The 25081-nt window shown below is 31.4% G+C and carries 18 protein-coding genes; 5 read left to right on the top strand and 13 right to left on the bottom strand.

Going from position 1 to position 25081, the window contains the following annotated elements; all coding sequences use genetic code 11:
* Nucleotides 1-211 precede the first annotated feature (211 nt).
* The 4 genes from FHR24_RS12715 to FHR24_RS12700 form a co-directional block, all read right to left on the bottom strand.
* Nucleotides 212-3292, bottom strand: coding sequence for a T9SS type A sorting domain-containing protein (locus FHR24_RS12715; protein WP_167189447.1), 3081 nt, complete (start codon nt 3290-3292; stop codon nt 212-214).
* Nucleotides 3293-3395: 103 nt separating this feature from the next.
* A complete protein-coding gene (locus FHR24_RS12710; RefSeq protein WP_167189444.1) occupies nt 3396-7691 on the bottom strand; it encodes a T9SS type A sorting domain-containing protein in 4296 nt (1431 codons plus the stop codon).
* Nucleotides 7692-7886: 195 nt separating this feature from the next.
* Nucleotides 7887-10268: a ribonucleoside-diphosphate reductase subunit alpha gene (locus FHR24_RS12705; RefSeq protein WP_167189441.1), complete on the bottom strand. Its 2382-nt coding sequence runs from the start codon at nt 10266-10268 to the stop codon at nt 7887-7889.
* A gap of 94 nt (nt 10269-10362) precedes the next feature.
* On the bottom strand, nt 10363-11334 hold the full coding sequence (locus FHR24_RS12700) for a ribonucleotide-diphosphate reductase subunit beta (protein WP_167189438.1): 972 nt from the start codon (nt 11332-11334) through the stop codon (nt 10363-10365).
* Nucleotides 11335-11719: 385 nt separating this feature from the next.
* On the opposite strand from FHR24_RS12700, the gene FHR24_RS12695 reads away from it, so the two are divergent.
* Both FHR24_RS12695 and FHR24_RS12690 read left to right on the top strand, forming a co-directional pair.
* Nucleotides 11720-12991, top strand: a complete 1272-nt coding sequence (locus tag FHR24_RS12695) for a ribonucleotide-diphosphate reductase subunit beta (RefSeq protein ID WP_167189435.1) — start codon at nt 11720-11722, stop codon at nt 12989-12991.
* Between the two features lie 21 nt (nt 12992-13012).
* On the top strand, nt 13013-14728 hold the full coding sequence (locus tag FHR24_RS12690) for a ribonucleoside-diphosphate reductase subunit alpha (RefSeq protein ID WP_167189432.1): 1716 nt from the start codon (nt 13013-13015) through the stop codon (nt 14726-14728).
* A 74-nt stretch (nt 14729-14802) separates the two neighbouring features.
* On the opposite strand, the gene FHR24_RS12685 is transcribed toward FHR24_RS12690, so the two are convergent.
* The 3 genes from FHR24_RS12685 to FHR24_RS15795 all read right to left on the bottom strand — a co-directional run bounded on the left by FHR24_RS12685 (nt 14803) and on the right by FHR24_RS15795 (nt 16867).
* On the bottom strand, nt 14803-15384 hold the full coding sequence (locus FHR24_RS12685) for a DUF3109 family protein (protein WP_167189429.1): 582 nt from the start codon (nt 15382-15384) through the stop codon (nt 14803-14805).
* A gap of 72 nt (nt 15385-15456) precedes the next feature.
* Nucleotides 15457-16206: a uroporphyrinogen-III synthase gene (locus tag FHR24_RS12680; protein WP_167189426.1), complete on the bottom strand. Its 750-nt coding sequence runs from the start codon at nt 16204-16206 to the stop codon at nt 15457-15459.
* A 7-nt stretch (nt 16207-16213) separates the two neighbouring features.
* A complete protein-coding gene (locus FHR24_RS15795; RefSeq protein ID WP_167189423.1) occupies nt 16214-16867 on the bottom strand; it encodes a DUF4271 domain-containing protein in 654 nt (217 codons plus the stop codon).
* Between the two features lie 85 nt (nt 16868-16952).
* Here FHR24_RS15795 and FHR24_RS12670 point away from each other — a divergent pair, with 85 nt between their 5' ends.
* From FHR24_RS12670 to FHR24_RS12660, 3 genes are read left to right on the top strand one after another with little or no spacing between them, the layout of a single operon-like run.
* Nucleotides 16953-17672, top strand: a complete 720-nt coding sequence (locus FHR24_RS12670; protein WP_167189420.1) for a polyprenol monophosphomannose synthase — start codon at nt 16953-16955, stop codon at nt 17670-17672.
* 3 nt (nt 17673-17675) lie between these two features.
* Nucleotides 17676-19013, top strand: coding sequence for a dihydroorotase (locus FHR24_RS12665; RefSeq protein WP_208412352.1), 1338 nt, complete (start codon nt 17676-17678; stop codon nt 19011-19013).
* Between the two features lie 9 nt (nt 19014-19022).
* On the top strand, nt 19023-19427 hold the full coding sequence (locus FHR24_RS12660) for a DUF4296 domain-containing protein (RefSeq protein ID WP_167189416.1): 405 nt from the start codon (nt 19023-19025) through the stop codon (nt 19425-19427).
* A 13-nt stretch (nt 19428-19440) separates the two neighbouring features.
* Here FHR24_RS12660 and FHR24_RS12655 read toward each other — a convergent pair whose 3' ends face one another.
* The 6 genes from FHR24_RS12655 to rseP all read right to left on the bottom strand — a co-directional run bounded on the left by FHR24_RS12655 (nt 19441) and on the right by rseP (nt 25043).
* Entirely contained in the window at nt 19441-19827 is a 387-nt protein-coding gene (locus FHR24_RS12655; RefSeq protein ID WP_167189413.1) for a DUF423 domain-containing protein, read from the bottom strand.
* 5 nt (nt 19828-19832) lie between these two features.
* Complete coding sequence (locus tag FHR24_RS12650; RefSeq protein ID WP_167189411.1) at nt 19833-20528, bottom strand: tRNA1(Val) (adenine(37)-N6)-methyltransferase; 696 nt, start codon at nt 20526-20528, stop codon at nt 19833-19835.
* A gap of 45 nt (nt 20529-20573) precedes the next feature.
* The gene (gene rimM, locus FHR24_RS12645; RefSeq protein ID WP_167189408.1) at nt 20574-21101 is read right to left on the bottom strand and encodes a ribosome maturation factor RimM; all 528 of its coding nucleotides are present in this window, start codon (nt 21099-21101) and stop codon (nt 20574-20576) included.
* Between the two features lie 18 nt (nt 21102-21119).
* A complete protein-coding gene (locus tag FHR24_RS12640; protein ID WP_167189405.1) occupies nt 21120-21665 on the bottom strand; it encodes a 30S ribosomal protein S16 in 546 nt (181 codons plus the stop codon).
* Nucleotides 21666-21761: 96 nt separating this feature from the next.
* On the bottom strand, nt 21762-23603 hold the full coding sequence (locus tag FHR24_RS12635) for a cation:proton antiporter (RefSeq protein WP_167189402.1): 1842 nt from the start codon (nt 23601-23603) through the stop codon (nt 21762-21764).
* A 111-nt stretch (nt 23604-23714) separates the two neighbouring features.
* Nucleotides 23715-25043 (bottom strand): RIP metalloprotease RseP, encoded by a 1329-nt coding sequence (gene rseP, locus FHR24_RS12630; protein WP_167189399.1) that lies wholly within the window; start codon nt 25041-25043, stop codon nt 23715-23717.
* Nucleotides 25044-25081: the final 38 nt, after the last annotated feature.

Raw genomic sequence — 25081 nt, 5'->3', positions numbered from 1 at the left:
AACATTTTTTTCTCATTTCTTTATACAAAAAAATTATTTAACGTTAACACAACTTAACAAATGTCAAATAAATTTTTATATAAAATTATAAACCTTAAGATAGTAAACTATATGCACATTTATACCCTAAAATAAAAAAAACTGATTTTCAAAATGAAAATCAGTTTTTTTAAACTATTTGAATTAAACCTCTATTGTATTCTTATAGAAACTATATTCCTACTTTTTTAACTAAAACACCTTGCTTAGTTTCAATTTTTAAAACTACTATTCCTGATCTTATTTTTGAACAGTCTATTGAATTTACTGTCGATTCTTTAATAATCTTCCCTGTTATATCCATAATAGTTAAAGACGTTATATTATAAATATCTGAAGTTACTTTTATTAATTCTCCCTTTATTTCCACATTAACTTTATCTACATCGACTCTATTGGTAGACAAATTTTTATTTTCTTTAAAAGTTAAAGAAAATCTATCATTGTATATTCCTGCCTCTAGTTTTTTCTTTATTTTATTATCCTTTAAAGATTCATTAGTTCCTGTTTCGTTATCTTTTAAAAAAATTTCTTTATTAATATTATTAACCTTGTCAATCATAAAAGTAACTTCTCTTTCTTCATCTAAAACAACATTTAGTGGTATTTCTGTTTCTTCTGATAAACTTCCTGCACTGGCTAAAACATATTTATTCCCTGAATTCTCAATATACAAATCTGTAGATTTTTCATCATACAACTCTGCATAATATCCTGATTTAGGTGTATCTAAACGATTACCCTCTTTAAAATTCACTCCTAGTTGTCTATGAAATTTTGTAGTAGCATCTATATCAAATTCAAACCCTAACTTTAAAGAAGTTGTTTCGTTTTGCTCTATTGGCTGGTTGTCTGAGACAGAGGTGTTTTCTGCAATTGGTTCACTTTCCAATTCCTTTAAAAACTCTTCTATATTATTACTATATTCTTTAGTTTTTAAGGTTTTTGGTTTCGCTACTTTAAAAAATTTAGAATTGCTGCCTAATTTCTGAATAACTCTTTGAGAGTTGTTAAACTTAACTTTTCCATTAATAGACTTTGGAGTACTTACCATAAACCCCTGACCTACGGGAATATATCTTGTTGGTACTTTTCCTTCAAATTTTTCTCCATTAACTGTTACAGAAGCTGCAACACCTCCTCCAAATCTTGTATAAACTCCATAGCCTGCTTGATACTCTACAGTATAATGACTATAGCTCTTGTCTTCATAAAAATATAGCGCATCTACAACATCACGATTATCATCTAAAAATTTATTAGCATCTAAAGCACTTGGGTAAGGATTACCTAACAGGCTTGTGGTATATTTATTTAAAGAAAACTCATAATCCCCACTATTTAGAATTCCTTTTGCTATATAAGTTTGTGCTTCTGTACCAGGTTCTTTAATAGTCATTCCTTGTCCAATAGGAATTTCCCCTGTATTTCTTACTACATTCCAATCACCATTATTAAAATAAGTAAGCATCCATTCCGTACTCATAATAGTCTTTCCATTTTCCTGTACTCCATCAGAGCCCTTATTATCATAAGTAAAATTAGACCCTATTACGCTATTACCCCTTCCGTCTCTAAAATTCTTAGCAAATGAATAACTTTGTTTATTTACACCTACAGGTGAACTTATGTAACTATATGAATATTTGTTTTTAGCAGGTGGTGTAAAACCTATATAAAAACCTGTACCTATATTTTTATTTTTTCCTGTATGTGTTTGTAAGAGTTGTGATCCCGTTCTTATGATCAAATACGAATTATCATTTGTTATTATTTCTTCTTTTACAGTTACATTGTTATACGGCAGCCACAAATAGGTCCCTTCTTTTACTTCTAATGACTTAGCATTAAAATCATTATAAACTATAGTCCCTCCATTTTTTATAATTACTTTGGAGTCTCCACTCAATACTGTAGGCACTGAAGGACTCCATCCTCCATTAGCTCTATCATAGATATAAGCATCAATAGTATTTACATATTTAAATGTAAAATAATCAGCATCATTTAAATCGACTCCTTTGTAGGTTACTATACCATCGTTAATTTCACCTGTATATGAATGATCTATGTTCCCAAAGCTCTCATCTGAGGAAACAATCATATTTAGGTTTGTTGTTACTTCGTCTGTACCAAAATCTAAATCAGCTAAAGCAATATTTATGGTTACAGTACCTACATCTACCTTATTATTTCCATTTGATTTTCTTGAAGAAACACCCCAAATAGTGTTTAATCTTTTTACTCCAGACTTATTAACAAAAGAATAATTATCTATTGTATTTTGTCCCCATATTAAATATTCATCATCGTTTAAATCACTGGGGTTACTTACGCTAATAATTCCTGTTCCTTTTGCCGATGTATTAGAGTTGCTATTTGTATCCTTACCAATACCCGCGACTTGATAGTCATATCCTTTATCATCTTGCTTATACACATCGTTCTGCTGTAAAGGGATATTATATTTTGCAGACAAGTAATTCTCTATTAAAATTTTATCTACAATTTCCGACTCCAAATCTTCTCTAGAATGTATTACTTCATAAACATTTTGTTTTAATGCTTTGTTATTTGAAGTTCGGTAATAATTAAGATCTCCAAACAGAATACTCATGTTTGAAGACCATTTAAAATCATTTAAACCTGAAACATTTGTTGATGATTGCAAAACTCCATTTTTATAAATTTTTAATTTATTGTCAATGGTTCTACTTATAAGGGTTATAGTTGGCTCCAAATAATCTTTTACTTTACCAAAGGCATAGGCTCTAGGAGAACCTTGCGGAAATACAAATTGTAAATTTTTCTTATTGTTAGTTACAGACAATTCATATCCTTGATTTGTCGCAAAAACCCTTCTCCCTTTAGCAGGATTACTCTCATTACCTTTCCAAACCAAAACAATTGTATGCGAGCTTTGACTTAATTGACCTTTTACAGGATCGCTGTATAACTTTTCTGATTTATTATCAAAAACAACAGCAGGCATTCCATTCGTTTTATTATAATCTAAACTTGGTGTTTTACTTGGTCCATGAGGAATATAGATGTTTTCTTTTCCTGAAATATCTGACCACTGCAAGCCAAGACTGTTTGGTTTGCTTATATCTACATTTTTATCGGCTCTTAACCAAAGTAAATAATCAGAACCATTATTAGCTACCGACCCCACACCACCAGGTCCCAAACTTTGAGATTGAGCAGTAGCAATGACCATAAAAAACAAATAAATAGATCTATAAATTTTCATTATTATTATTTTTCGCAAACCTACAAAAAACAATAACATTTATCAACAAAAAAGCATCTATAAAATTATAGATGCTTTTTTGTTATATGAAAAATTTAATAATTTACAACGTTATCTTCTTAACTAAAACACCTTGTTTGGTTTCAACTTTTAAGACTACTATTCCTGATCTTATTTTTGAACAGTCTATTATACTAGTATTACTTTTATGAACTGTTTTCCCCATTATATCTATAATACTTAGAGATAAAATATTATATTCATTTGAGGTAACTTTTATAACACCTTCTTTATTTTCTATTTTTAACTTATCCTGTTCTAGATTATCATTAGACAGTGTTTCTTGTTTTTTAAATGTTAAAGAGAATCGATTATCATACACCCCTGACGTTAATGTTTTTTTAACTATTTTTCCTTTCAACGGTAATTCTGTTTCTTCTACATTATCCTTTAAGTATACTTCTTCAATATCTTTAATGTCATCTAACATAAAAGTAACCTCTTTGTCTTCATCTAAAACGACTTTAATAGGCACCTCTAACTCATCTGACAATTCCCCAACACCTGCTAGCACAAATTTTTGATTTTGATTTTCAATATATGCATCTTTGCTTTTTTCATCAAAAAGAGGAGCATCAAAGCCAATATCATACGTAGACAAGCTGTTACCTTCACTAAAGTTAACACCTATCTGTCTATGGTAAACTCCTCCATCATTTAATGTAAACTCAAACCCTAATCTTAAAGATTCTGGATCCGGCTTAGAGTTCAAAATATTTAATTCTTTCTGTTTAAAAATAACAGAATTACTACCTAAAAACTTATTGACTCTTTGTCCATTTTTAAAGACAACATCTGCTGTTGTACTTGCATCCCCATTAGTAGGTATAGATACAAAAAAGGCCTGACCTACAGGAATATAAAGTTGTGGAGTTATGGTTCCTGAAAAAGAACTTCCATCGTATGCTGTTGTAGAAGCTGCAACACCACCTCCATTACTTGTATATGATGCGTATCCTCCTTCATACTCTTCTTCCACATGACTTAAACTCATATCTTCATAATAATACAATACATCTACTTTTGGATTGTCTATAAAAAATAAGGTTGCATTTATTGCACTTGGATATGGATTCGCTAACAAAGCAACAGAATCTTCATTTAATGTAAAACTATACTCTCCTGTATTTGGAATTCCTTTAGATATATATGTTTGAGCTGTTGTTCCCGGTTCTTTAACTGTAACTCCTAAACCAACATTAATATTTCCCGTATGCTTCTTTAAAACAAAACCGTCTGTATCGCTTGCATAAGTATACATCCATTCGGTACTTAATGTAGTGCTTGAGCCTCCTTGAACACCATCACTATTAGACTCGTCAAATACAAAATTTGCTCCATCTACAGTAGTACTTAACGCATTAGAACCTCTACCATCTCTTAAATTAGATTGAAGATTATACGTTGTTCCATTACTTGCTGATGGACTTATGTAACTATATGAATATATATTTTTGGCAACAGTTGTAAATTGACTATAAAAACCTAGACCTGAATTTGGATTTGTAGTTAAGACCTCAAAAGGATCTTGTAATAACTGAGCATCTCCTAACATTTTCATTTTACCCGTGCTATTGGTGTTAATGCTGTTGTAAACCAAAAAAGCATCTCCTGTTGCAATAGCTAATGTACTAGCATCATTAATAGTTACACTGTTAACTTCAGCATAGTTGCTTAAAGTTACTGTTCCGTCATATACTATAACATCAAAGCAATCATCTTCACTATTAGGTTCCGGAGATCCTGATCTTGTAGATAATGGATGAGACCAAGTTCCTCCTGTATAAGAAATAGTATTATCTATTTGTACTGTAAAATAGTCACCTCCGTCTAAATCTACTCCAGTTGCTCTTAAAACATCCCCCACAACAGACATCTTAATTCTGTGTTCTGGTGAACTAAAGTTTGAGTTATTATCTATAATTAATACATAATTTCTACAAGACTCAGAGACTGAAGACACAACATTTAATTCTGATAAAGTAAACTCTACATCAACTGTCCCTACATCACCGCTACCTCCTGCTCTCCATTTAGTTTCTAATCTATCTACATAATTTTCACTAGGTAAATTAGAAAATGTAAACGTAGAATTAATAGCATCACAAGCCCATATTAAATATTCCCCATTTCCCATAGCAGATGGGTTGTAAATTCTTACAGGCCCAGTCCCTTTAGCATCTTTGTGTAAATTTGTAGAAGTTTCTCTACCAATACCCGCCAAATGATGATCAAACAATCCTGATCCATCATCATAAGTATATTTATTATTTGCTCCTAAAGTAATATTGTATTTAGCACTTAAGTAGTTTTGCAATATAATTCTTTGTGTAGTATTAACATTTCTATTAAACATTAACACTTCTGCCAAATCTAACCCTAAAAACTTCCCTGAACCTCTATTTACTCCTAACTTAAATTTACTAAAAACCGACATTATATCAGAATTTGATAAAGTAAAATTCGATTGCTGAACACTTCCATCTATGTATGCATCTAAAGTGTTATCTCCTCTTCTACTAAACCCTAAAATGTTGTTTGATTCCGTAAATGAATAGTTACCAAAATCTACATTACTATTACTCCTTATATTCAAATAAAAACCAGAACCACTACTATGAGCTATTTGAAAAGACCCGGTATCTCCACTATTATCAGCATTTGAAAAAAGTGAAGCGTTCTGTTCTTGTGCTTCTAGTTTTTTCCAAACAAAATACATATCATAAGAGTCATCTGTAATATCGTCTACATCAAAAACCATAGCATCGGCAGTACCATCTAAGGTTAAAACATCATAACCGTTCATGGCATTTGTTCCAAACTCTGGGTTTGTTGTATTAGGTGTTAATGAATAAGCATTTGTTCCATTGTGTAAAAAACCTGATTGATCAGCCCAAGCTGTAATTTCTCCTGAAGAAGTTGTTACTCCAGCATCAGGTCTCATCCACATATACATACTAGATCCGTTTACAGAACCTATTCCTCCTGGTCCATCAATACCTGCTACACCAATATCTTCTCCATTAGCTCCTCCTGCAGATCCCAAGCTCCCAAAATAATATGGGTTGGTAGCTGTAGAAGCAATTGTTACATAATTATTATCTGCAATTGCTACATTATTAAAAGTAGCAATTCCTGTTGTTGAATTGTAGCTAGTTGCTGTATAGGTTACTGTTCCTGACGTAAAGTTATCATCCGTATCTACTAATAATCTTAGATTGGCTGTAGAAAAATTAGCTTTATTTACAGAAAAACTGATATCCATAGCTACTGTTACAGTTCCTAAATCATTTCTTTTACTAGCTCTCCACAAACGTGTTAATCGATTTCTTATTCCTGAAGGAACATTAATTTCTTCATCCACCTCTAAAGACACGTTGTTATGACCTATCATTAAAAATCGATCATTAGCAATAGTAGAAGGCGTATTTACACCTATAATACCATTACTTTGTGCACTTAAACTGCTAGTCCCATCTGTTGCTCGTCCAATTCCAATTACATCAAAATCAAAATTCCCATTATCTGAATCATCTTCATTATAAAAATTATTTGAACTTAATGGAATATTATATTTTGAACTTAAGTGATTGCTAACAATAATTCTTTCCGCAAGATTTAATGTTTTTTTATAATGTATAATTTCCGATATATTAACTTCTAAATGTCTAGAATCTGTTAAATTTCTTTCTACTCCCAAAACAAATCGAGTCCCCATATCTACGGAACCATTATTTAAAGCGTAGTTTGAAAGAATTATTTCTTCATTTTTATAAACATCAAATCTATTATTTGATTTTCTAAAAAAATTAGTAATAATAGGTGCATCATAGTTAGGGAAAGGCTCTATAATTGTTGAATTGTTAGAGAATAACCATAAATCTCCATCATATGCATCTATTTGAAAACCACCAGTACCAAAACTTCCTTGCATTCCATATAAAGCTGATTCATTTTCAGGAATATTTTCATCTATATCCCAAACTATAAAAGCTGTATGACTTGTATCTGTTATATCAGAAAACGAACTAGAAAACAACTCATCACCATTGGCTGTATCTTCACCATCAAACTCAACAACAGGCATACTATTATATATAAGTGAACTTGTATTGTAAACAGGTTGTTGGCTCGCTGAGGGAGCTGTAACGTTATTTCCACTACCAGACTGATCTGCCCATGCACTTACTCCAGTTGCAACAGTCACACCTACATCTGCCTTTAACCACAAATACATATCTGATCCGTTTGTACTACCTACACCTCCCGGTCCTTTTTGTGCAAATAAACACAGGGGTAATAAATATAAGGTTATTATTATTTTTAGATATTGGGGCATAATTTGGTTTTTTTACAAAAGTACCACATTTAACTCAAATCTCCTCTTAAAACAATTAACTTATGTTAAAAAACTTAAATCCTTAACCTTAGAAAAATCTGAATAGCAGGTATCTAGTGATATTCAAAGTGAATTTAAATAAAAAAAGTTGCTCTTTTCAGAGCAACATTTTTATAGTGTATTTTAATATTTTTTTTAAGATCCACACATTTCACAATCATCTGGGTTTTCTTTAGATTGTAAAACCATTGCCTTAAATTCTTCTGGAGACATAGGCTTGTCTTCTTCTTTTTTATCATTATTTAAGGTAAATTTAATTGCGTTTACAGCAGATTTTGTTCTTAAATAATACATTCCCGTTTTTAACCCTGATTTCCAAGCGTAAAAATGCATAGATGTTAATTTAGAATAGTTAGCATCTTCCATAAATAAGTTTAGTGATTGAGATTGATCTATAAAATATCCTCTATGACGAGACATATCAATAATATCTTTCATGCTTAACTCCCAAACCGTTTTGTATAAATCTTTTAATTCTTGTGGAATTTCTTCGATATGCTGAATAGAACCATTAGCTCTCATCAACTCTTCTTTTAATGCATTGTCCCACAACCCTAACTCAACCAAATCTTCTAACAGGTGTTTATTTACTACAATAAACTCCCCTGACAATACTCTACGTGTGTATATGTTAGATGTATAAGGTTCAAAAGCTTCGTTATTCCCTAAAATCTGAGAGGTAGATGCTGTTGGCATTGGAGCTACCAGTAAAGAGTTACGCACTCCGTTTTTCTGCACTTCTGTTCTTAACTTGCCCCAGTTCCAACGACCACTTAAATCTTCATCATTTACTCCCCACATATTAAATTGAAACTCTCCTTGTGACATTGGAGATCCTTTAAATGTAGAGTAAGCACCTTTTTTAGTTGCTATTTCCATAGATGATTCTACAGCTGCAAAGTATAAAGTTTCAAAAATATCTTTGTTTAATTGTTTTGCTTCGTCAGATGTAAATGGCATTCGCAACATAATAAACGCATCTGCCAGTCCTTGAATTCCTAATCCTACAGGACGATGTCTCTTATTAGAATTTTCTGCTTCTTTAACCGGATAGTAATTCCTATCAATTACCGTATCTAAATTTCTGGTTACTTTTTTAACTACTTTGTATAATTTATCGTGATTAAAGAATTTTTCTCCTTGCTCATTTGTTTCTACAAACATTGGAATGGCAATAGATGCTAAATTACACACAGCAACTTCATCTTTTGCTGTATATTCCATAATCTCTGTACACAAATTAGAAGAACGAATCACTCCTAAATTCTTTTGATTCGACTTACGGTTAGCTGCATCTTTATACAACATGTATGGATTTCCTGTCTCAATTTGAGCCTCTAAAACTTTTTCCCATAATTCACGAGCTTTAATGGTTTTTCTTCCCTTTCCTTCCGTTTCGTATTTTGTATACAATGCCTCAAAATCCTCTCCATATGTATCATATAGACCAGGACATTCATTTGGACACATTAATGTCCATTCTGCATTTTGCTCTACACGTTGCATAAACAAATCAGAAATCCACAAGGCTAAAAACAAATCTCTTGCACGTTTTTCTTCTGCTCCTGTATTTTTTCTTAAATCTAAAAACTCAAAAACATCAGCATGCCAAGGCTCAATATAAATAGCAAAAGAACCTTTACGCTTTCCTCCTCCCTGATCTACATAACGAGCCGTATCATTATAAACTTTTAACATGGGAATGATTCCGTTAGAAGTTCCGTTAGTCCCACGAATGTAAGAACCCGTAGCTCTAATATTATGAATAGACAAACCAATACCTCCTGCCGATTGTGATATTTTTGCTGTTTGTTTTAAAGTATCGTAAATACCATCAATACTATCATCTTGCATTTGTAATAAAAAACAAGAAGACATTTGTGGTTTTGGAGTTCCGGAGTTAAATAATGTTGGTGTTGCATGGGTAAAGAACTTTTTACTCATTAAATTATACGTCTCAATCGCCTCTTCAATATCATTTAAGTGAATTCCTATAGAAACACGCATTAGCATGTGTTGTGGACGTTCTACTATTTCTCCATTAATTTTTAGTAAATAAGAACGTTCTAAAGTTTTAAAACCAAAATAATCGTAATTAAAATCTCTATCATATACAATGGCAGAATCTAAAACTGCTGAGTTTTCTTGAATTACATTATAAACCTCATCAGACAACAATGGAGACTCTAAACCTGTACGAGGATTTACATACTCGTATAATTTTTTCATAGTTCCAGAAAAAGATTTCTCAGTACTCTTATGTAAATTAGATACTGATATTCTGGCTGCTAGCTTTGCATAATCTGGATGAGCGGTTGTTAAGGTTGCTGCTATTTCTGCTGCTAAGTTGTCTAGTTCCGATGTTGTTACCCCATCATATAAACCTTCAATCACACGCATGGCTACTTTTACAGGATCCACTAATGGATTTAACCCGTAACATATTTTTCTAATTCTGGCCGTGATCTTGTCAAACATCACAGACTCTTTGTGCCCATCTCTTTTGATTACATACATAGTCTTAAAGTTTTAATTTATAGAGAATAACATTCCTACACTGCCACTAAGGGTGATAGTGTAAGAACATTAAAAATAGTTTGTTGTTTATATTTTAGAAATCGGCATCAAAGCTTATTTCTCCTGTTCCACCAGATTTTACTCCTGCTTTTTGATATTCTGATACTCTTTTCTCAAAGAAGTTTGTTTTTCCCTCTAAAGAAATCATATCCATAAAATCAAAAGGATTAGAAGAGTTATACACTCTTTCACATCCAAACTCCACCAACAATCTATCGGTTACAAATTCTAAATACTGACTCATCAATTTAGAATTCATACCTATTAAACTTACAGGTAAAGATTCTGTTATAAATACTTTTTCAATATCTAAGGCATCAATTATAATTTCTTTGATACGTTCTTTTGGTACTTTATTTACAATGTGGTTGTTGTGTAAATGCACTGCAAAATCACAATGCAATCCTTCATCTCTAGAAATTAATTCGTTAGAAAATGTTAACCCAGGTAAAAGACCACGTTTTTTCATCCAAAAAATAGCACAAAAACTACCCGAAAAGAAAATACCTTCTACCGCTGCAAACGCAATTAAACGCTCTGCAAAAGATTCTGATTCTATCCATTTTAAAGCCCAATCTGCTTTTAACTTAATGGCAGGAAAATATTCTATCGCTTTAAACAATTTGTTTTTTTCTTCATCGTTCTTTACATAGGTATCAATTAATAAAGAGTACACTTCTGAATGAATGTTTTCCATCATGATTTGAAAACCATAAAAAAACTTAGCTTCGGCATATTGAACTTCACTTACAAAGTTTTCTGCTAAATTTTCATTTACAATCCCATCAGAAGCAGCAAAAAAAGCTAATATGTGTTTTATAAAGTAACGCTCGTCATCACTTAACTTATTTTCCCAATCTACTACGTCTTGGTGTAGGTCAATTTCTTCGGCAGTCCAAATACTTGCTTCTTGTTTTTTATACCACTCCCAAATATCTTGGTGTTGTATCGGAAAAATTACAAATCTATTGGGATCATCCTGTAAAATTGGTTCTATTTGAGACATTGTTATCTTGTTATGAATTGATTAGCATTTTATTGTACCTAACAAAGATTGTAAAAAATAGTAGTAAAAGAAAGACATACTTTTCCACAAAAAGTTAAAGTTCTTAACAAATTGACCAAAATATTAAAATCTAGCTCTCTTTATTTTAATCTTATTTTTCACATAAAAATACGATTAAAAACATTAGCTCATCCGCCAAAAAAAAATTTCCAGTTTTTTAACATTCTTGCCTTTTTAATGTTGATAAATTATTGTTTTTTCTTTCAAAAGCAACAATATCAACCCCTAGCAACTTTGTTTAAATTGTGGATATCTAAATTCTCAAAGTTGTTAAAAATCTCTATTTATTCGATAATTTTGTAAGTCACAAAAACCAGCAACTGCCATGATATCGAAAATCATAAAAAGAGACCATACCACCACTGATTTTAAAATTTCTAAAATTAGTAGCGCTATATATGCCTCTATGAAATCTGTTAACACAGGTTCTTTTACAGAAGCTAACTCCATAGCTATTAGAGTTTTAGAAAAACTAAATATTCGTTCTCAAGAAACTAAATACTACACACCTACTGTTGAGGACATTCAAGACATGGTAGAAGCAGAGTTAATGCACAGTGAGTTTTTAGAAGTTGCAAAGGCATATATATTATATAGAAATGAGCAAAAAAGAAAACGTAAAAAAAATATTTTTGAAAAACGCTTAAACCTTAAACCTTACGAATACCCAGAACTGAATGAGTATGTGGATGCTATTAGACACTCCTATTGGATTCATACAGAATTTAACTTTACAAGCGATGTGCAAGATTTTAAATCTAGATTAAATCCAACAGAAAAGAGTGCGATAAAAAACACCATGTTGGCCATTTCTCAAATAGAAGTTGCGGTAAAAAACTTTTGGGGAGATTTACATCACAAAATGCCCAAACCAGAAATTGGTGCCGTTGGAGCTACATTTGCAGAAAGTGAAGTTAGACATCACGATGCCTATTCTCACTTATTAGAGGTTTTAGGGTTGAATGAAGAGTTTAACAATCTTAAAAAGAACCCTAGCATTATGAAAAGGGTTCACTATTTAGAAAAGTCTTTAACAAATACTAAAAGTAGCGACAACAAAGAATACACAGAGGCCATTTTATTATTCTCTTTATTTATAGAACATGTTTCTTTATTTTCTCAATTCTTAATTATCATGGCTTTTAACAAGCATAAAAACATGTTAAAAGGAATTTCCAATGCCGTAGAAGCAACTTCTAAAGAAGAACAAATTCACGGAGATTTTGGAATTGACTTACTTAAGATTATCAAAGAAGAAAACCCAGATTGGTTTACCAAAGATTTTGAACAAATGATTCAATTAATTTGTGCAGAAGCCTACCAAGCAGAAACAGGTGTCGTAAATTGGATTTTTGAAAACGGAGAATTAGACTTTTTACCCGTAAATGTAATTAACGAATTCATCAAAAACCGTTTTAACAAATCTTTAGAAAGTATTGGAATTAGCTCAATATTTAAAATTGATGAAAAATTATTAGCAGAAACAGAATGGTTTGATGATGAAATTATTGGAACCAAACATGGTGATTTCTTTGTAAAACGCTCTATTAACTATAGCAAAAGAACACGTAGTATTACCAAAGACGATTTATTTTAAGCCTTTTCAAACCCACACACCATGATAGATATCAACACAGAAAATACAACACAAAAAGAAACCGAGTTTGATTGGTTAACAGATCATAGTAGACATTTTTTAGGAGCAGGATACCTTTTAGAAGGTGTTAGCCCAGAAGAACGCATTAGAGAAATAGCAGATCACGCAGAAAAAATATTAAAAAAAGAAGGCTTTGCAGACAAGTTTTATTACTACATGTCTCAAGGTTATTATTCCTTAGCATCTCCTGTATGGTCTAATTTTGGAAAAGAAAGAGGATTGCCAATTAGTTGTTTTGGTTCTCATGTAGCCGATGACATAGGTGATATTTTATACGCACAATCAGAAGCAGGAATGATGTCTAAATTAGGAGGAGGAACTTCTGGTTACTTTGGTAAATTAAGACCCCGTGGTGCAGAAATTAGCAACAACGGAAAATCTTCTGGAGCTGTACACATGATGCAACTTTTTGAAACCATGGTAGACGTAGTAAGCCAAGGATCTGTAAGAAGAGGACGTTTTGCTCCTTACTTAGATATTGAGCATACCGATATTATGGAGTTTTTAGAAATTGGTACAGAAGGAAATCCTATTCAAGAACTAACACACGGTGTATGTGTTGGTAATGATTGGATGCAAGAAATGATTGATGGTGATGAAGAAAAAAGAACGATTTGGGCTAAAGTTTTACAAAGAAGATGTGAAATAGGGTATCCTTACGTATTCTTTAAAGACAATGCAAACAACAACACTGTGGATGTATATAAAGACAAAGGACACACTATTTATGGTAGTAATCTTTGTTCTGAAATTATGCTACCTACCAACGATGATTGGTCTTTTGTATGCGTACTATCTTCTGTAAACATTTTACACTATGATAAATGGAAAGATACAGATGCTGTAGAAACCATGACTTACTTTCTAGACGCTGTGTTAGAAGAGTTTATTACCAAACTAGAAGATTACAGAGACTCTGAAAACAAAGACGATCAGTTAATTTTCCACTTTATGGAAAAAGCTTATAAATTCTCTAAAGAAAATCGTGCTTTAGGTTTAGGTGTTTTAGGATGGCACTCTTACTTACAATCTAAAAACTTAGCTTTTGATTCTCAAGAAGCATATAATTACAATTCTGAAATCTTTAAACTGATTAAAGAAAAATCATACAAAGCCTCTGAAGAAATGGCTAAACTATACGGTGAACCAGGAGTGTTAAAAGGATATGGTCGTAGAAATACAACTTTAAACGCTATTGCCCCTACAACCTCTTCTGCATTTATTTTAGGACAAGTATCTCAGGGAATTGAGCCTATTTGGTCTAACTGTTACGTTAAAGATATTGCCAAGGTTAAAACCACTATTAAAAACAAATACTTAGAAGATCTTTTAGAAACAAAAGGGCATAACACAAAAGATGTTTGGACAAGTATTAGAGATAGAGATGGTTCTGTACAACATTTAGATTTTTTAACAGATCACGAAAAAGATGTGTTTAAAACCTACGCAGAACTAGACCAGCTTTCTATTATTTATCAAGCAGCTAACAGACAAAATCATATAGATCAAGGACAGTCTATTAACATTATGGTGCATCCTGAAATGCCTATAAAAGATTTAAATAAAATTCACACAACTGCTTGGGAATTGGGAGTTAAATCTTTGTATTATCAACACAGTATGAATGCTGCTCAACAATTTAAGCAGAAAAAAGAATGCACTAGTTGTGAAGGTTAAAACTAAACACATAAAACAAAAGGCTCAAAATTAAAATTTTGAGCCTTTTGTTTTATGTAAACTAAAAAATAGAATTATTTAGTTTTTTGTTTTTTCCATTCTTCTGCAACTTTTTCTAACTCCATGTACCAATTTTCTCCAAATTTTAAAATTAGTGCATTTTTTAAAAATTTATACACCGGCACCTGTAGTTCTTTTCCTAATGTACAAGCATCATCACAAATATCCCAAGTGTTATAATTCACTGCAGAAAACTCAGAATAATCCTGAACTCGGATAGGATACAAATGACAAGAAATTGGTTTTTTCCAATCTACCAAACCTTTATTATAACCCTGTTCTATTCCACATGATGTAATTCCTTTTTCATCAAAAGTTACAAAAGCACATTCTTTATTATTTACCAAAGTTGTTTCATGCTCTCCAAACTTAGATGTAGTATAAGTTCCTTGCTCTTCTATTGCAGCAATTCCTTCGGGTCTTAAAAGGTGTTTAATTTTCGGATATACTTCGTTAAGTTTTTTTATTTCTTCATCTAAAACAGGTGCCCCAGCATCACCAGCAACACAACACTCGCCTTTACAAGCAGAAATATTACATACAAAATCTTTTTCTAAAACCTCCTCTGAAACTATGGTTTTCCCTATTTGAAACATTGCTTTAAATTTTTAGATAAAAAAAGAGCCTATTTTAGAATAGGCTCTTTTTTATGTTGCAAAAATAAAAAATTATTTTTTATTTACTTCTTTAATATATTTTTCAATAGCCATTGTCATAGAAGGATTCTCTGGCGATGGAGCAGAAATATCAACTTTTAAACCTGCTTCTGTAGCTGCTTTTACTGTTGAATTTCCGTACACTGCAATCCTTGTATTGTTTTGCTTAAACTCAGGAAAGTTTTTAAACAACGACTGAATTCCTGATGGGCTAAAAAACACTAACACATCATAGAATACATTTTCTAAGTCAGACAAATCACTTGTTACAGTTCTATATAAGTCCGCTCTTTTCCATTCAAGCCCCATTTCATTTAATGCTTCTGGAATCGTATCTTTTAACTTATCAGACGAAGGCAACAAAAACTTCTCTGTTTTGTGTTTTTTTATAACTTCACACAATTCAGGAAAACTTCTTTTACCAACGTAAATTTTACGTTTTCTGTATACTACATATTTTTGCAAATAGTAAGCTACTGCTTCTGATTGACAAAAATACTTTAGCTCATTTGGTACTTTGTACCTCATTTCTTCTGCAATTCTAAAAAAATGATCTACTGCATTTCTACTTGTTAAAATAATAGCAGAATACCTACTTAAATCAATTTTTTGATTACGAACATCTCTTACCGTTAATCCCTCAACATGTATAAAAGATCTAAAGTCTACTTTAACTTTTTGTTTTTCTGATAATATTGAAAACGGAGACAGTTGATCTGATTTAGGTTCTGGTTGAGACACCAATATTGTTTTTACTTTCATCTTTTTCTTACTCTATATAGCCCTTAAACAAATAAATAAACGGAAATATTTCTAGTGTGCAAAGATACAAAATTATATAAAACAATTTACCTGAGAGTACATTTTTATTATTGCTAAACAGAGCTAACAATCTAATTAAATACAAAACTAAAGCGCTAATTAATAAAATAATAGACCAATTATTTTGTTGATTTAAATGTAAAAAAACATAAAAAAGCAACACATATAAAACTAACATCACAACAGCTAAATAGCTGGTCTCCAGTATAAACATTTGTTTACTATGTCTTTTTTTGTTTGATAAAAAATAAAAAAACTCGTACAGTATATATTTTAACAAACAATACAAAACAACAAAGAACAATACCTTAAAGAAAAGAAGTGAAAAATTTATAAAAATAAATTGATTATCATACAATAAAGGCATTAAAAACAAGGATATAACCGTAGAAACAAACCCAAGTCCAAAAAAATGATAGACTGATACGGTAGCAATATTATCTACCGAATAAGTATAAAAATACTGATTAGAAAAAAAACTTTTAAAAAGCAATTGCGTTCGTTTTAAATCTACCATGCACATTAGAAACACAAAAAATAGAGGAATCAACAATACAATTCCTACCTGTGTATAATATGTAAAATCTATGATTTCTGCCATTGTATTAAGTCTATATAAAAGGGTACAAATGTTGCTGTAAAATTAGGAATAAAAAAACGTAAATTTGCCAAAACAAAATTCAAGTATGCAGCAAGCATTAATTATTATACCAACACTTAATGAAGTGGAAAACATCCACGCTATTATTAATGCTGTATTTACTATTAATGCCAATTATCACATTTTAATTGTAGACGATAATTCTACAGATGGTACTATAAAAGCAATACAACAATTACAGCACACAAACTCTAACCTTTATTTAGAAATTAGAACCCAAAATAGAGGATTAGGAAAAGCTTATATACACGGATTTTTATGGGCTCTAAAAAAAGATTACGAATATATTCTTGAAATGGATGCAGATTTTTCTCACAATCCAAAAGACATACCAAGACTAATTAATGCATGTGAACAAGGAGCAGATTTAGCCATTGGTTCCAGGTATATTAACAACAAAATAAACGTAATTAACTGGGATTTTAAAAGATTGATATTATCTTATACTGCTTCTAAGTATGTGAAATTCGTCACAGGAATTCCTGTATTTGATACTACTGCTGGCTTTATTTGTTATAAAAAAAGAGTACTAGAGAGTATTGATTTTAGCAATATTCGTTTTACAGGATATGCTTTTCAAATAGAAATGAAATTTAAAGCATGGCTTCGTAATTTTTCTATTCAAGAAGTAGCTATTATCTTTACCGATAGAACCAAAGGAACTTCAAAATTAGATAGCTCTATAATAAGTGAAGCTATTTTTGGAGTGATAAAAATGAAATTTAAAGGATTGACAAAAAAATAAATTATGGGATGTACTGTTATAAAAGGTGCGAGTATTATTAACGAAGGGAAAATTTTTAAACGCGATCTTTTGATTGAAAACGAAATCATTAAAACGATTGCAAAAGATATAAAAGTTCCTAGATCTGCCACGGTAATAAAAGCGAAAGGTAAATTTTTAATTCCCGGAGCTATAGATGACCAAGTACATTTTAGAGAACCAGGTCTAACACACAAAGCAAACATAGCTACCGAAAGTAAAGCTGCTGCTGCTGGAGGAATTACTTCTTTTATAGAAATGCCTAACACAGTACCACAAGCTACTACACAAGACTTACTAGAAGACAAATTTACCATTGCCTCTAAAGACTCTTATGTTAACTATTCTTTTATGTTTGGTGGAACTAATGATAATTTAGAGGAATTATTAAAAACAGACCCTAAAAAAGTTGCTGGAATTAAATTATTTCTAGGTTCATCAACAGGAAACATGTTGGTAGATAACCCTGAAGTATTAGAAAAAATATTCTCATCAACCGATATGGTAATTTCAGTTCACTGTGAAGATGAACAAACCATCAAAGACAACTTTCAAAAAGCACTAGATCAATACGGAGAAGAAATTCCTATTGCACAACACCCTATTATTAGAAGTGCCGAAGCTTGCTATCTATCTTCATCTAAAGCTATTGAATTAGCTAAAAAAACAGGAGCTAGATTACATGTTTTTCATCTATCTACAGCCATTGAAACAGAATTATTTAGAAATGACATTCCTTTAAAAGACAAAAAAATTACTGCCGAAGTATGTGTACATCACCTAAACTTTAATAGTGATGATTATGCTAAAAAGGGAACTTTTATAAAATGGAATCCTGCTGTTAAAACAAAAAATGACCAAGGAGCCTTGTGGAAAGCTTTATTAGACGACAGAATTGATGTTATAGCAACCGACCACGCTCCACATACATTAGAAGAAAAACAAAATAACTACACAAAAGCACCAAGCGGAGGTCCTTTAGTACAACATGCTTTACCTGCAATGTTAAATTTTGTTGATCAAGGTAAAATAACAATTGAAAAGGTAGTTGAAAAAATGTGTCACAACCCTGCTATACTTTTTGAAATTGAAAAACGTGGTTATGTAAAAGAAGGGTATTATGCGGATTTGGTTTTAATTGATCCAGAAAAAAAATGGACCGTAACCAAAGATAATATTTTATACAAATGTAGGTGGAGTCCTTTTGAAGGAACTACTTTTAATAACTCAATTACCCATACTTTTGTAAACGGAAACCTTATTTATGACAATGGTGTTTTTAACGAAGAAAACAAAGGAAAAAGAATCACTTTTAACAGATAAGACAATTTTATGAAGCCTTACTTTTTCTCTTTATTTTTTCTATTCATAGTTGCTTGTGATAGTAATACCATTCCAAAAAAACCAGATAATTTAATCCCTCAGGATAAAATGGCTACTATTTTGGCAGATTCTTACTTAGCCAGAACGGCTAAAAACTCCGTCAATAAAAACGGAGATAGAAGTATAAACTACCATTCACTTATTTATACAAAATACAATGTAGACTCTTTAAGCTTTCACAATAGTTTAAAATACTACACTTCGGATATTAAACAACACGAAGAAGTATTAAAACAAGTAGAAAATCAACTTCAACAAAAACTTTCTCTAGTAGAAAAAGAACTAGCCAAAGAGGTAGAAAAAAAACAGAAAGAAGCAAAAGAGCTCAATAAAAAAAAGGACTCTATTCAATAATAAAAAAACGACTTTAGGAATCTAAAGTCGTTTTTTGTTTTAGTGTATAAAAAGCAATCATTAGCCAAGCAGCTAACAACAAAGTTCCTCCCAAAGGAGTTACAAACCACAAATATTTAGCAGCTACCAAACCCGGAGCCAATAAATAAATAGACCCCGAAAACATTGCAATACCCGCAATTAATATATTGGCTATTTTTCTTTTTTGAGAAATTGAAATTATCGGTAACATCACTACAATTAATAACAACAAACTGTGTATAGCCTGATACCTAACCCCTGTTGCAAAACTATTCAATGCCGTTTCAGACAATACATTTCTTAATCCATGAGCCCCAAAAGCTCCCAGACCTACAGATGTAGCTCCACTAAGAGCTGCCAGTACTATATATTTTTTCATAGGTATTACATTTTTAAATAAAAAGGTGCTGTTAATTTAATATAATCTTCGGTATAAATATGTCTATCAATTTCAATAATCAACTCCTTTTTTTCGCAGTCTTCTGGTGTTTTAGAAAAGCATAGTAAACTTCTTTTATATTCTAACTCTTTTCTACCTTTTACACGTGTTTGTTTTATCAAATACAATTCCATTTCTAAAGCCAACAAAATAAAATCATTTTCTTCTTTATAAGGAATAATATATGTGCAAATTCCTTTATCTGTTAACCATTTTTTAGAATAAGATAATAGTGTTTTAAAAGACAGACCATCTACATGTCTAGCCAAAGTTCTTTTTGTTTTTTCCGATTTAAAGGTGTCTGTGTAATAAGGAGGATTAGATACGATTAAATCATACTTAATAGTCGGTTTAAATAGCGAGATAGACGTTTTAAACAAACTTATCCTATCTTTCCAGTTAGAGCTCTTAAAATTCTCCTCTGCCTCTAAACAAGCAGATATATCAATCTCTACAGCATCTATATTAGAAAAAGAATTTCTTTGTGCCAACATTAAGGCTATCAATCCTGTTCCGGTACCAATATCTAAAATTTGTGTTGCTTTTTCTACAGGAGTCCATGCTCCTAATAAAACTCCATCAGTCCCCACTTTCATGGCTGATTTATCTTGAGTAATAGAAAATTGTTTGAATTGAAACATAAAAATATTTTACAGACGTAAAAATACAAATGTTTACTAAGAATGTTACGACAAATACATCTCTATTAAGCCTGGAGGTGTTTCTAAAACAACACGCTTTCCATCACGATCTATTTCTTTGATAAATTCATCAATCATTGGAATAAGAACTCCTACTCCATCATTATCAATTTCAAACAATGCTTGTGCAGAACTATCATTAATTCCTGTTATAGAACCAAATTCCCCATAATTAACATCTACAGCTGTAAATCCAATTACTTCATGAAAATAAAACTTATTTCCTTTTAATTTGGGTAAAAAGTGAAGAGGTAAGTAGATTCCTGCATTCATAATAGCATCTGCATCTTGTTCTGTATCTACAGTTTCAAAACGCACACGTAATTGATTTCCTTTTTGCAGCAAACTTTCTTCAATAAAAAATGGAATCAGATCTTTGCTGTGTTCAACAAAGACTGATTCCATATTTTTGTAAAGTTCAGGTTCGTCAGTATCTAATTTGATAACCACTTCCCCTTTAAAACTGTGTTTTCTAACGATTTTACCTAAATAAAAACAATCATTCTTATGCATAAAATCGTATTTTAGAAATTACTCAGCAGTTTCTTCTGTAGACTCTTCAGCAACTTCTTCTGTAGCGTTAGCAGCTTCTTCAGCAGCTTTAGCTTCAGCAATTAAAGCTTCTTCAGCTTCTTTTGCAGCAGAAACACGAGCTTCGTTTACAGCTTTTTCAGCTTCAAAAACTTTTGCTTTTTCAGCAGCTTGCTCAGCAGTTAAACCATCTTTTTTAGCTTGAATAGAAGCTTCTTTTTCAGTTAACCATGCTGCAAACTTAGCTTCAGCTTGCTCTTCTGTTATAGCTCCTTTTTTAACTCCACCTTGTAAGTGTTTTTTTAACAAAACTCCTTTAGTAGATAAAATTGTTTTTGCAGTATCAGTAGGCTGTGCTCCATCGTTTAACCATTTTACAGATGCATCAACATCTAATTCAATGATAACAGGATTCGTATTTGGATTGTAAGTTCCTAATTTTTCTAAGAATTTACCATCTCTTTTTGCACGAGCATCTGCTGCTACTACGTAGTAAAAAGGTTTTCCTTTTTTACCGTGTCTTTGTAATCTAATTTTTACTGACATAATTTAAAATTGTGTAGGTTCACGACCTACGTTATTAATTTTTAAGAGTGCAAATATACAATTATTTTCTTACTCCTTTACTTGTTCATTTAAAAATTATTTATCTATAACTACCTGTTTTTTAGACAGTGGTTCACCTATATAAATTAATTTGCAGTTTTTACCAATTTTAATTTTTTCATTAGCTGCAGCAATTACATATAACTCACCTTTTTCATCCGAAACAAATAAAGGTATGGTATTAAGTTGCTCTGTTAATTGTTTGTTTTTTGCTGTAAAATCTTCTTGCGATGTTAAATTAATCTCATTTACCTGAGGATACTCTCTAATCAACTCACTAAATCTTATAAAGTCATCTTCTAGAGATAACAAATTAGCATCCACATCACGTTTTCCATCACTTAATTCTGTTTCTGATACGAATCTAAATGCCGAAGAAGCATCTATTCTTTTTCTAAAACTATGAATTGTGTGTGTATTTACTTTTTTACTTCCTGTTAATGCTAACAAGTATCCAATATCTGTAAACTCTATATTGTTACTAACATCATCAGAAAACACATCTACCACCTCAGCATTTAAGCCCATATCTTGAGCCAGTTTAATTTTATCTGCATTGTTATCTATTAACACTACATATCTATTTCTTTTTTCTAAATACTGAGCAATTACTCTAGAAACCTCTGAGGCTCCTACTATTAAAATCCCTTTAGAAGATCTTACATACACCCCCAACAACCTTGCTACTAATCTTGCAGTGGTTGCGTTTAACAATACGGTTCCTAATACAATTACAAAAACCAACGGAGTAATATACTCTGCCCCTGCTTCTCCTTTTGCCACCAACTTTAATCCAAATAAAGAGGCTATTCCTGCTGCAACAATCCCTCTTGGCCCTACCCAACTAATAAATGTTTTTTCGGTGAACTTTAACCCAGATCCCTTGGTACTTAAAAATACTCCCAAAGGCCTAACAATTAAAATAATAATTCCAAACAAAGCCAAAGTTTGCCAATTATTTATCAAGTCAAAATCTTTAACATTCATATTAGCAGATAGCAGAATGAATAAAATAGAGATTAACAAAACACTTAATGACTCTTTGAAGTCTAAAATTTCTTTTAAATGAGGCATGTCTATATTTCCTAAAACCATTCCCATGATTACTACAGACAACAGACCAGACTCATGTGCAAAAGAATCGGACAATACAAAAACTCCCAATACATAAGCCAGTGTAAATACATTCAATAAATATTTAGGAACTAAGCTCTTTTTTAAAATAAAATTAAATGCATGAGCAAAAGTAAATCCAAAAGTAAATCCAAACAGTACAATTTTACTAAACTCTATGATAGCGGTTTGAGTATAATCGCTTGTGTTGTCTACACTAATAAACTCAAAAACCAATACAGCAACTAATGCTCCAATAGGATCTATTAAAATTCCTTCCCATTTTAAAATAGCAGAGACATCTCTTTTTAATCGTATGTTTCTTAAAATTGGAGTAATTACCGTAGGACCTGTTACAATAATTAAAGAAGAAAATAACAAAGATATAGACCAGCTTAGTTGAAATAAATAATGAACTGCAATTCCGGCTCCAAAAAAGGTAATGATAGTACCAATAGTAATTAACCGAATGATAGAAGGCCCTACATTTAAAACCTCTTTCTTTTTTAGGGTTAACCCTCCTTCGAATAAAATAATACTAATAGCAAGAGACACAAAATAAAATAAACTTTCTCCTGCAAACAAACCATTGGTTCCGTTCCATACAGGCTCTATCCATTTAGAACCATCCTCTGTAATTAGTGTAGAAACAGGTCCTACAATCAACCCTATTAAGATTAATGGCAAAATAGCAGGTAACTTTAATTTCCAAGCTGCCCATTGTGCTATAATCCCTAAAATAATAATTCCTGCTAACTCTATCATCTAATCAATATTTGAAATTCTAAAATACTTATTTTTTATAAAATTCATACCATAAAAAAAGCTGCTTCTTAACATGTTAAGAGCAGCTTTAAATTTATGTTCTTTTTAAATTTACAACCAACCAACAATAAGTTTGTAAATATCATTACCATTTGCAAAGGCTAAAAGAGATAATAACAATACAAATCCTGTTATTTGGGCATATTCTAAAAATTTATCTCCTGGCTTTCTACCAGTAATCATTTCGTATAAAGTAAACACTACATGTCCACCATCCAATGCAGGAATTGGCAACAAGTTCATAAACCCTAACATAATAGACAAGAAAGCTGTGTTTGTCCAAAACACTTTCCAATCCCATACAGGTTTAAAAATTTTAGCAATAGAAATAAAACCTCCCATACTACTAGCTCCTTTTTTAGTAAATACATACTTAAACTGAGCCATATAATCTTTTAAAGTCCAATATGCTGCTGTAGATCCTCTAGAAAAACTTTCATCTAAACTGTATTTTTTATGTTCTACAGTAGCAACTTCTTCGGTAACAAATAAAGGAGCAACTCCTATTTTACTTTCTTCTGGGGTGACTGTTAAGGTTACTAATGCATTTCCTCTATTTACAGAAACCTCTAAAGGCTTGTCTTCTGATTGCTGAATTTTAGCCGTAAAATCTGACCAATAAGGTGTTGCTTCTCCGTTTACAGACACAACCTTGTCTCCTTTTATAAATCCTGACTTAAAAGCAGGTTTATTAGCTATTACAGAATCTATAACTGCAGGAAACATTGGAGTAAATGGCTCCATAATGTTTTGCTGCCACATTTGTTTTCCTATATCTTCGGGAACCGATAGTGTTTCTTTAGTACCATCTGCATGTAAAACTTCAATATTTTTAACGTTTCTTAAAAACAAATGCTTGCTTACTCTTAAAACATTTTCTACAGGTTTTCCATCAACAGCTAAAAAAGTATCTCCGTTTCTAAAACCATATTGTTCAAAGTGTTTGTGAATGGCAAAACCATTTTTAATTCCTTTAGGACTCACCACTTCTTCTCCCCAAGTAGCAAAAATCATGATATAAATAACCAATCCTAAAATAAAGTTCACAATAACTCCACCTAACATAATAATCAATCGTTGCCAAGCCGGTTTAGATCTAAACTCCCAAGGTTGTGCAGGTTGTTTCATTTGTTCGGTATCCATGCTTTCGTCAATCATACCTGCAATTTTAACGTATCCTCCTAACGGAATCCACCCTATTCCATATACAGTTTCTCCAATTTTTTTCTTGAATAAAGAAAATTTATAATCAAAAAATAAATAAAACTTTTCAACTTTGGTTTTAAATAGTTTTGCAGGAATAAAGTGTCCTAATTCGTGTAATACTATCAATAAAGAAAGGCTTAACAAAAATTGCCCTGCAATAATTAAATTTTCCATGTAATAATGTAATTCTTTTTTAAGTCGAACAAATGTAC

This window comes from Wenyingzhuangia heitensis, from assembly GCF_011762155.1.
Classification (GTDB): Bacteria; Bacteroidota; Bacteroidia; order Flavobacteriales; family Flavobacteriaceae; genus Wenyingzhuangia; species Wenyingzhuangia heitensis.
This window is presented reverse-complemented; position numbering and strand designations above follow the sequence as displayed.

Coding starts and splice junctions, on each gene's coding strand:
- FHR24_RS12715 (WP_167189447.1), bottom strand. CDS start 3,292: ATGAAAATTTATAGATCTATTTATTTGTTTTTTATGGTCATTGCTACT.
- FHR24_RS12710 (WP_167189444.1), bottom strand. CDS start 7,691: ATGCCCCAATATCTAAAAATAATAATAACCTTATATTTATTACCCCTG.
- FHR24_RS12705 (WP_167189441.1), bottom strand. CDS start 10,268: ATGTATGTAATCAAAAGAGATGGGCACAAAGAGTCTGTGATGTTTGAC.
- FHR24_RS12700 (WP_167189438.1), bottom strand. CDS start 11,334: ATGTCTCAAATAGAACCAATTTTACAGGATGATCCCAATAGATTTGTA.
- FHR24_RS12695 (WP_167189435.1), top strand. CDS start 11,720: ATGATATCGAAAATCATAAAAAGAGACCATACCACCACTGATTTTAAA.
- FHR24_RS12690 (WP_167189432.1), top strand. CDS start 13,013: ATGATAGATATCAACACAGAAAATACAACACAAAAAGAAACCGAGTTT.
- FHR24_RS12685 (WP_167189429.1), bottom strand. CDS start 15,384: ATGTTTCAAATAGGGAAAACCATAGTTTCAGAGGAGGTTTTAGAAAAA.
- FHR24_RS12680 (WP_167189426.1), bottom strand. CDS start 16,206: ATGAAAGTAAAAACAATATTGGTGTCTCAACCAGAACCTAAATCAGAT.
- FHR24_RS15795 (WP_167189423.1), bottom strand. CDS start 16,867: ATGGCAGAAATCATAGATTTTACATATTATACACAGGTAGGAATTGTA.
- FHR24_RS12670 (WP_167189420.1), top strand. CDS start 16,953: ATGCAGCAAGCATTAATTATTATACCAACACTTAATGAAGTGGAAAAC.
- FHR24_RS12665 (WP_208412352.1), top strand. CDS start 17,676: ATGGGATGTACTGTTATAAAAGGTGCGAGTATTATTAACGAAGGGAAA.
- FHR24_RS12660 (WP_167189416.1), top strand. CDS start 19,023: ATGAAGCCTTACTTTTTCTCTTTATTTTTTCTATTCATAGTTGCTTGT.
- FHR24_RS12655 (WP_167189413.1), bottom strand. CDS start 19,827: ATGAAAAAATATATAGTACTGGCAGCTCTTAGTGGAGCTACATCTGTA.
- FHR24_RS12650 (WP_167189411.1), bottom strand. CDS start 20,528: ATGTTTCAATTCAAACAATTTTCTATTACTCAAGATAAATCAGCCATG.
- rimM (WP_167189408.1), bottom strand. CDS start 21,101: ATGCATAAGAATGATTGTTTTTATTTAGGTAAAATCGTTAGAAAACAC.
- FHR24_RS12640 (WP_167189405.1), bottom strand. CDS start 21,665: ATGTCAGTAAAAATTAGATTACAAAGACACGGTAAAAAAGGAAAACCT.
- FHR24_RS12635 (WP_167189402.1), bottom strand. CDS start 23,603: ATGATAGAGTTAGCAGGAATTATTATTTTAGGGATTATAGCACAATGG.
- rseP (WP_167189399.1), bottom strand. CDS start 25,043: ATGGAAAATTTAATTATTGCAGGGCAATTTTTGTTAAGCCTTTCTTTA.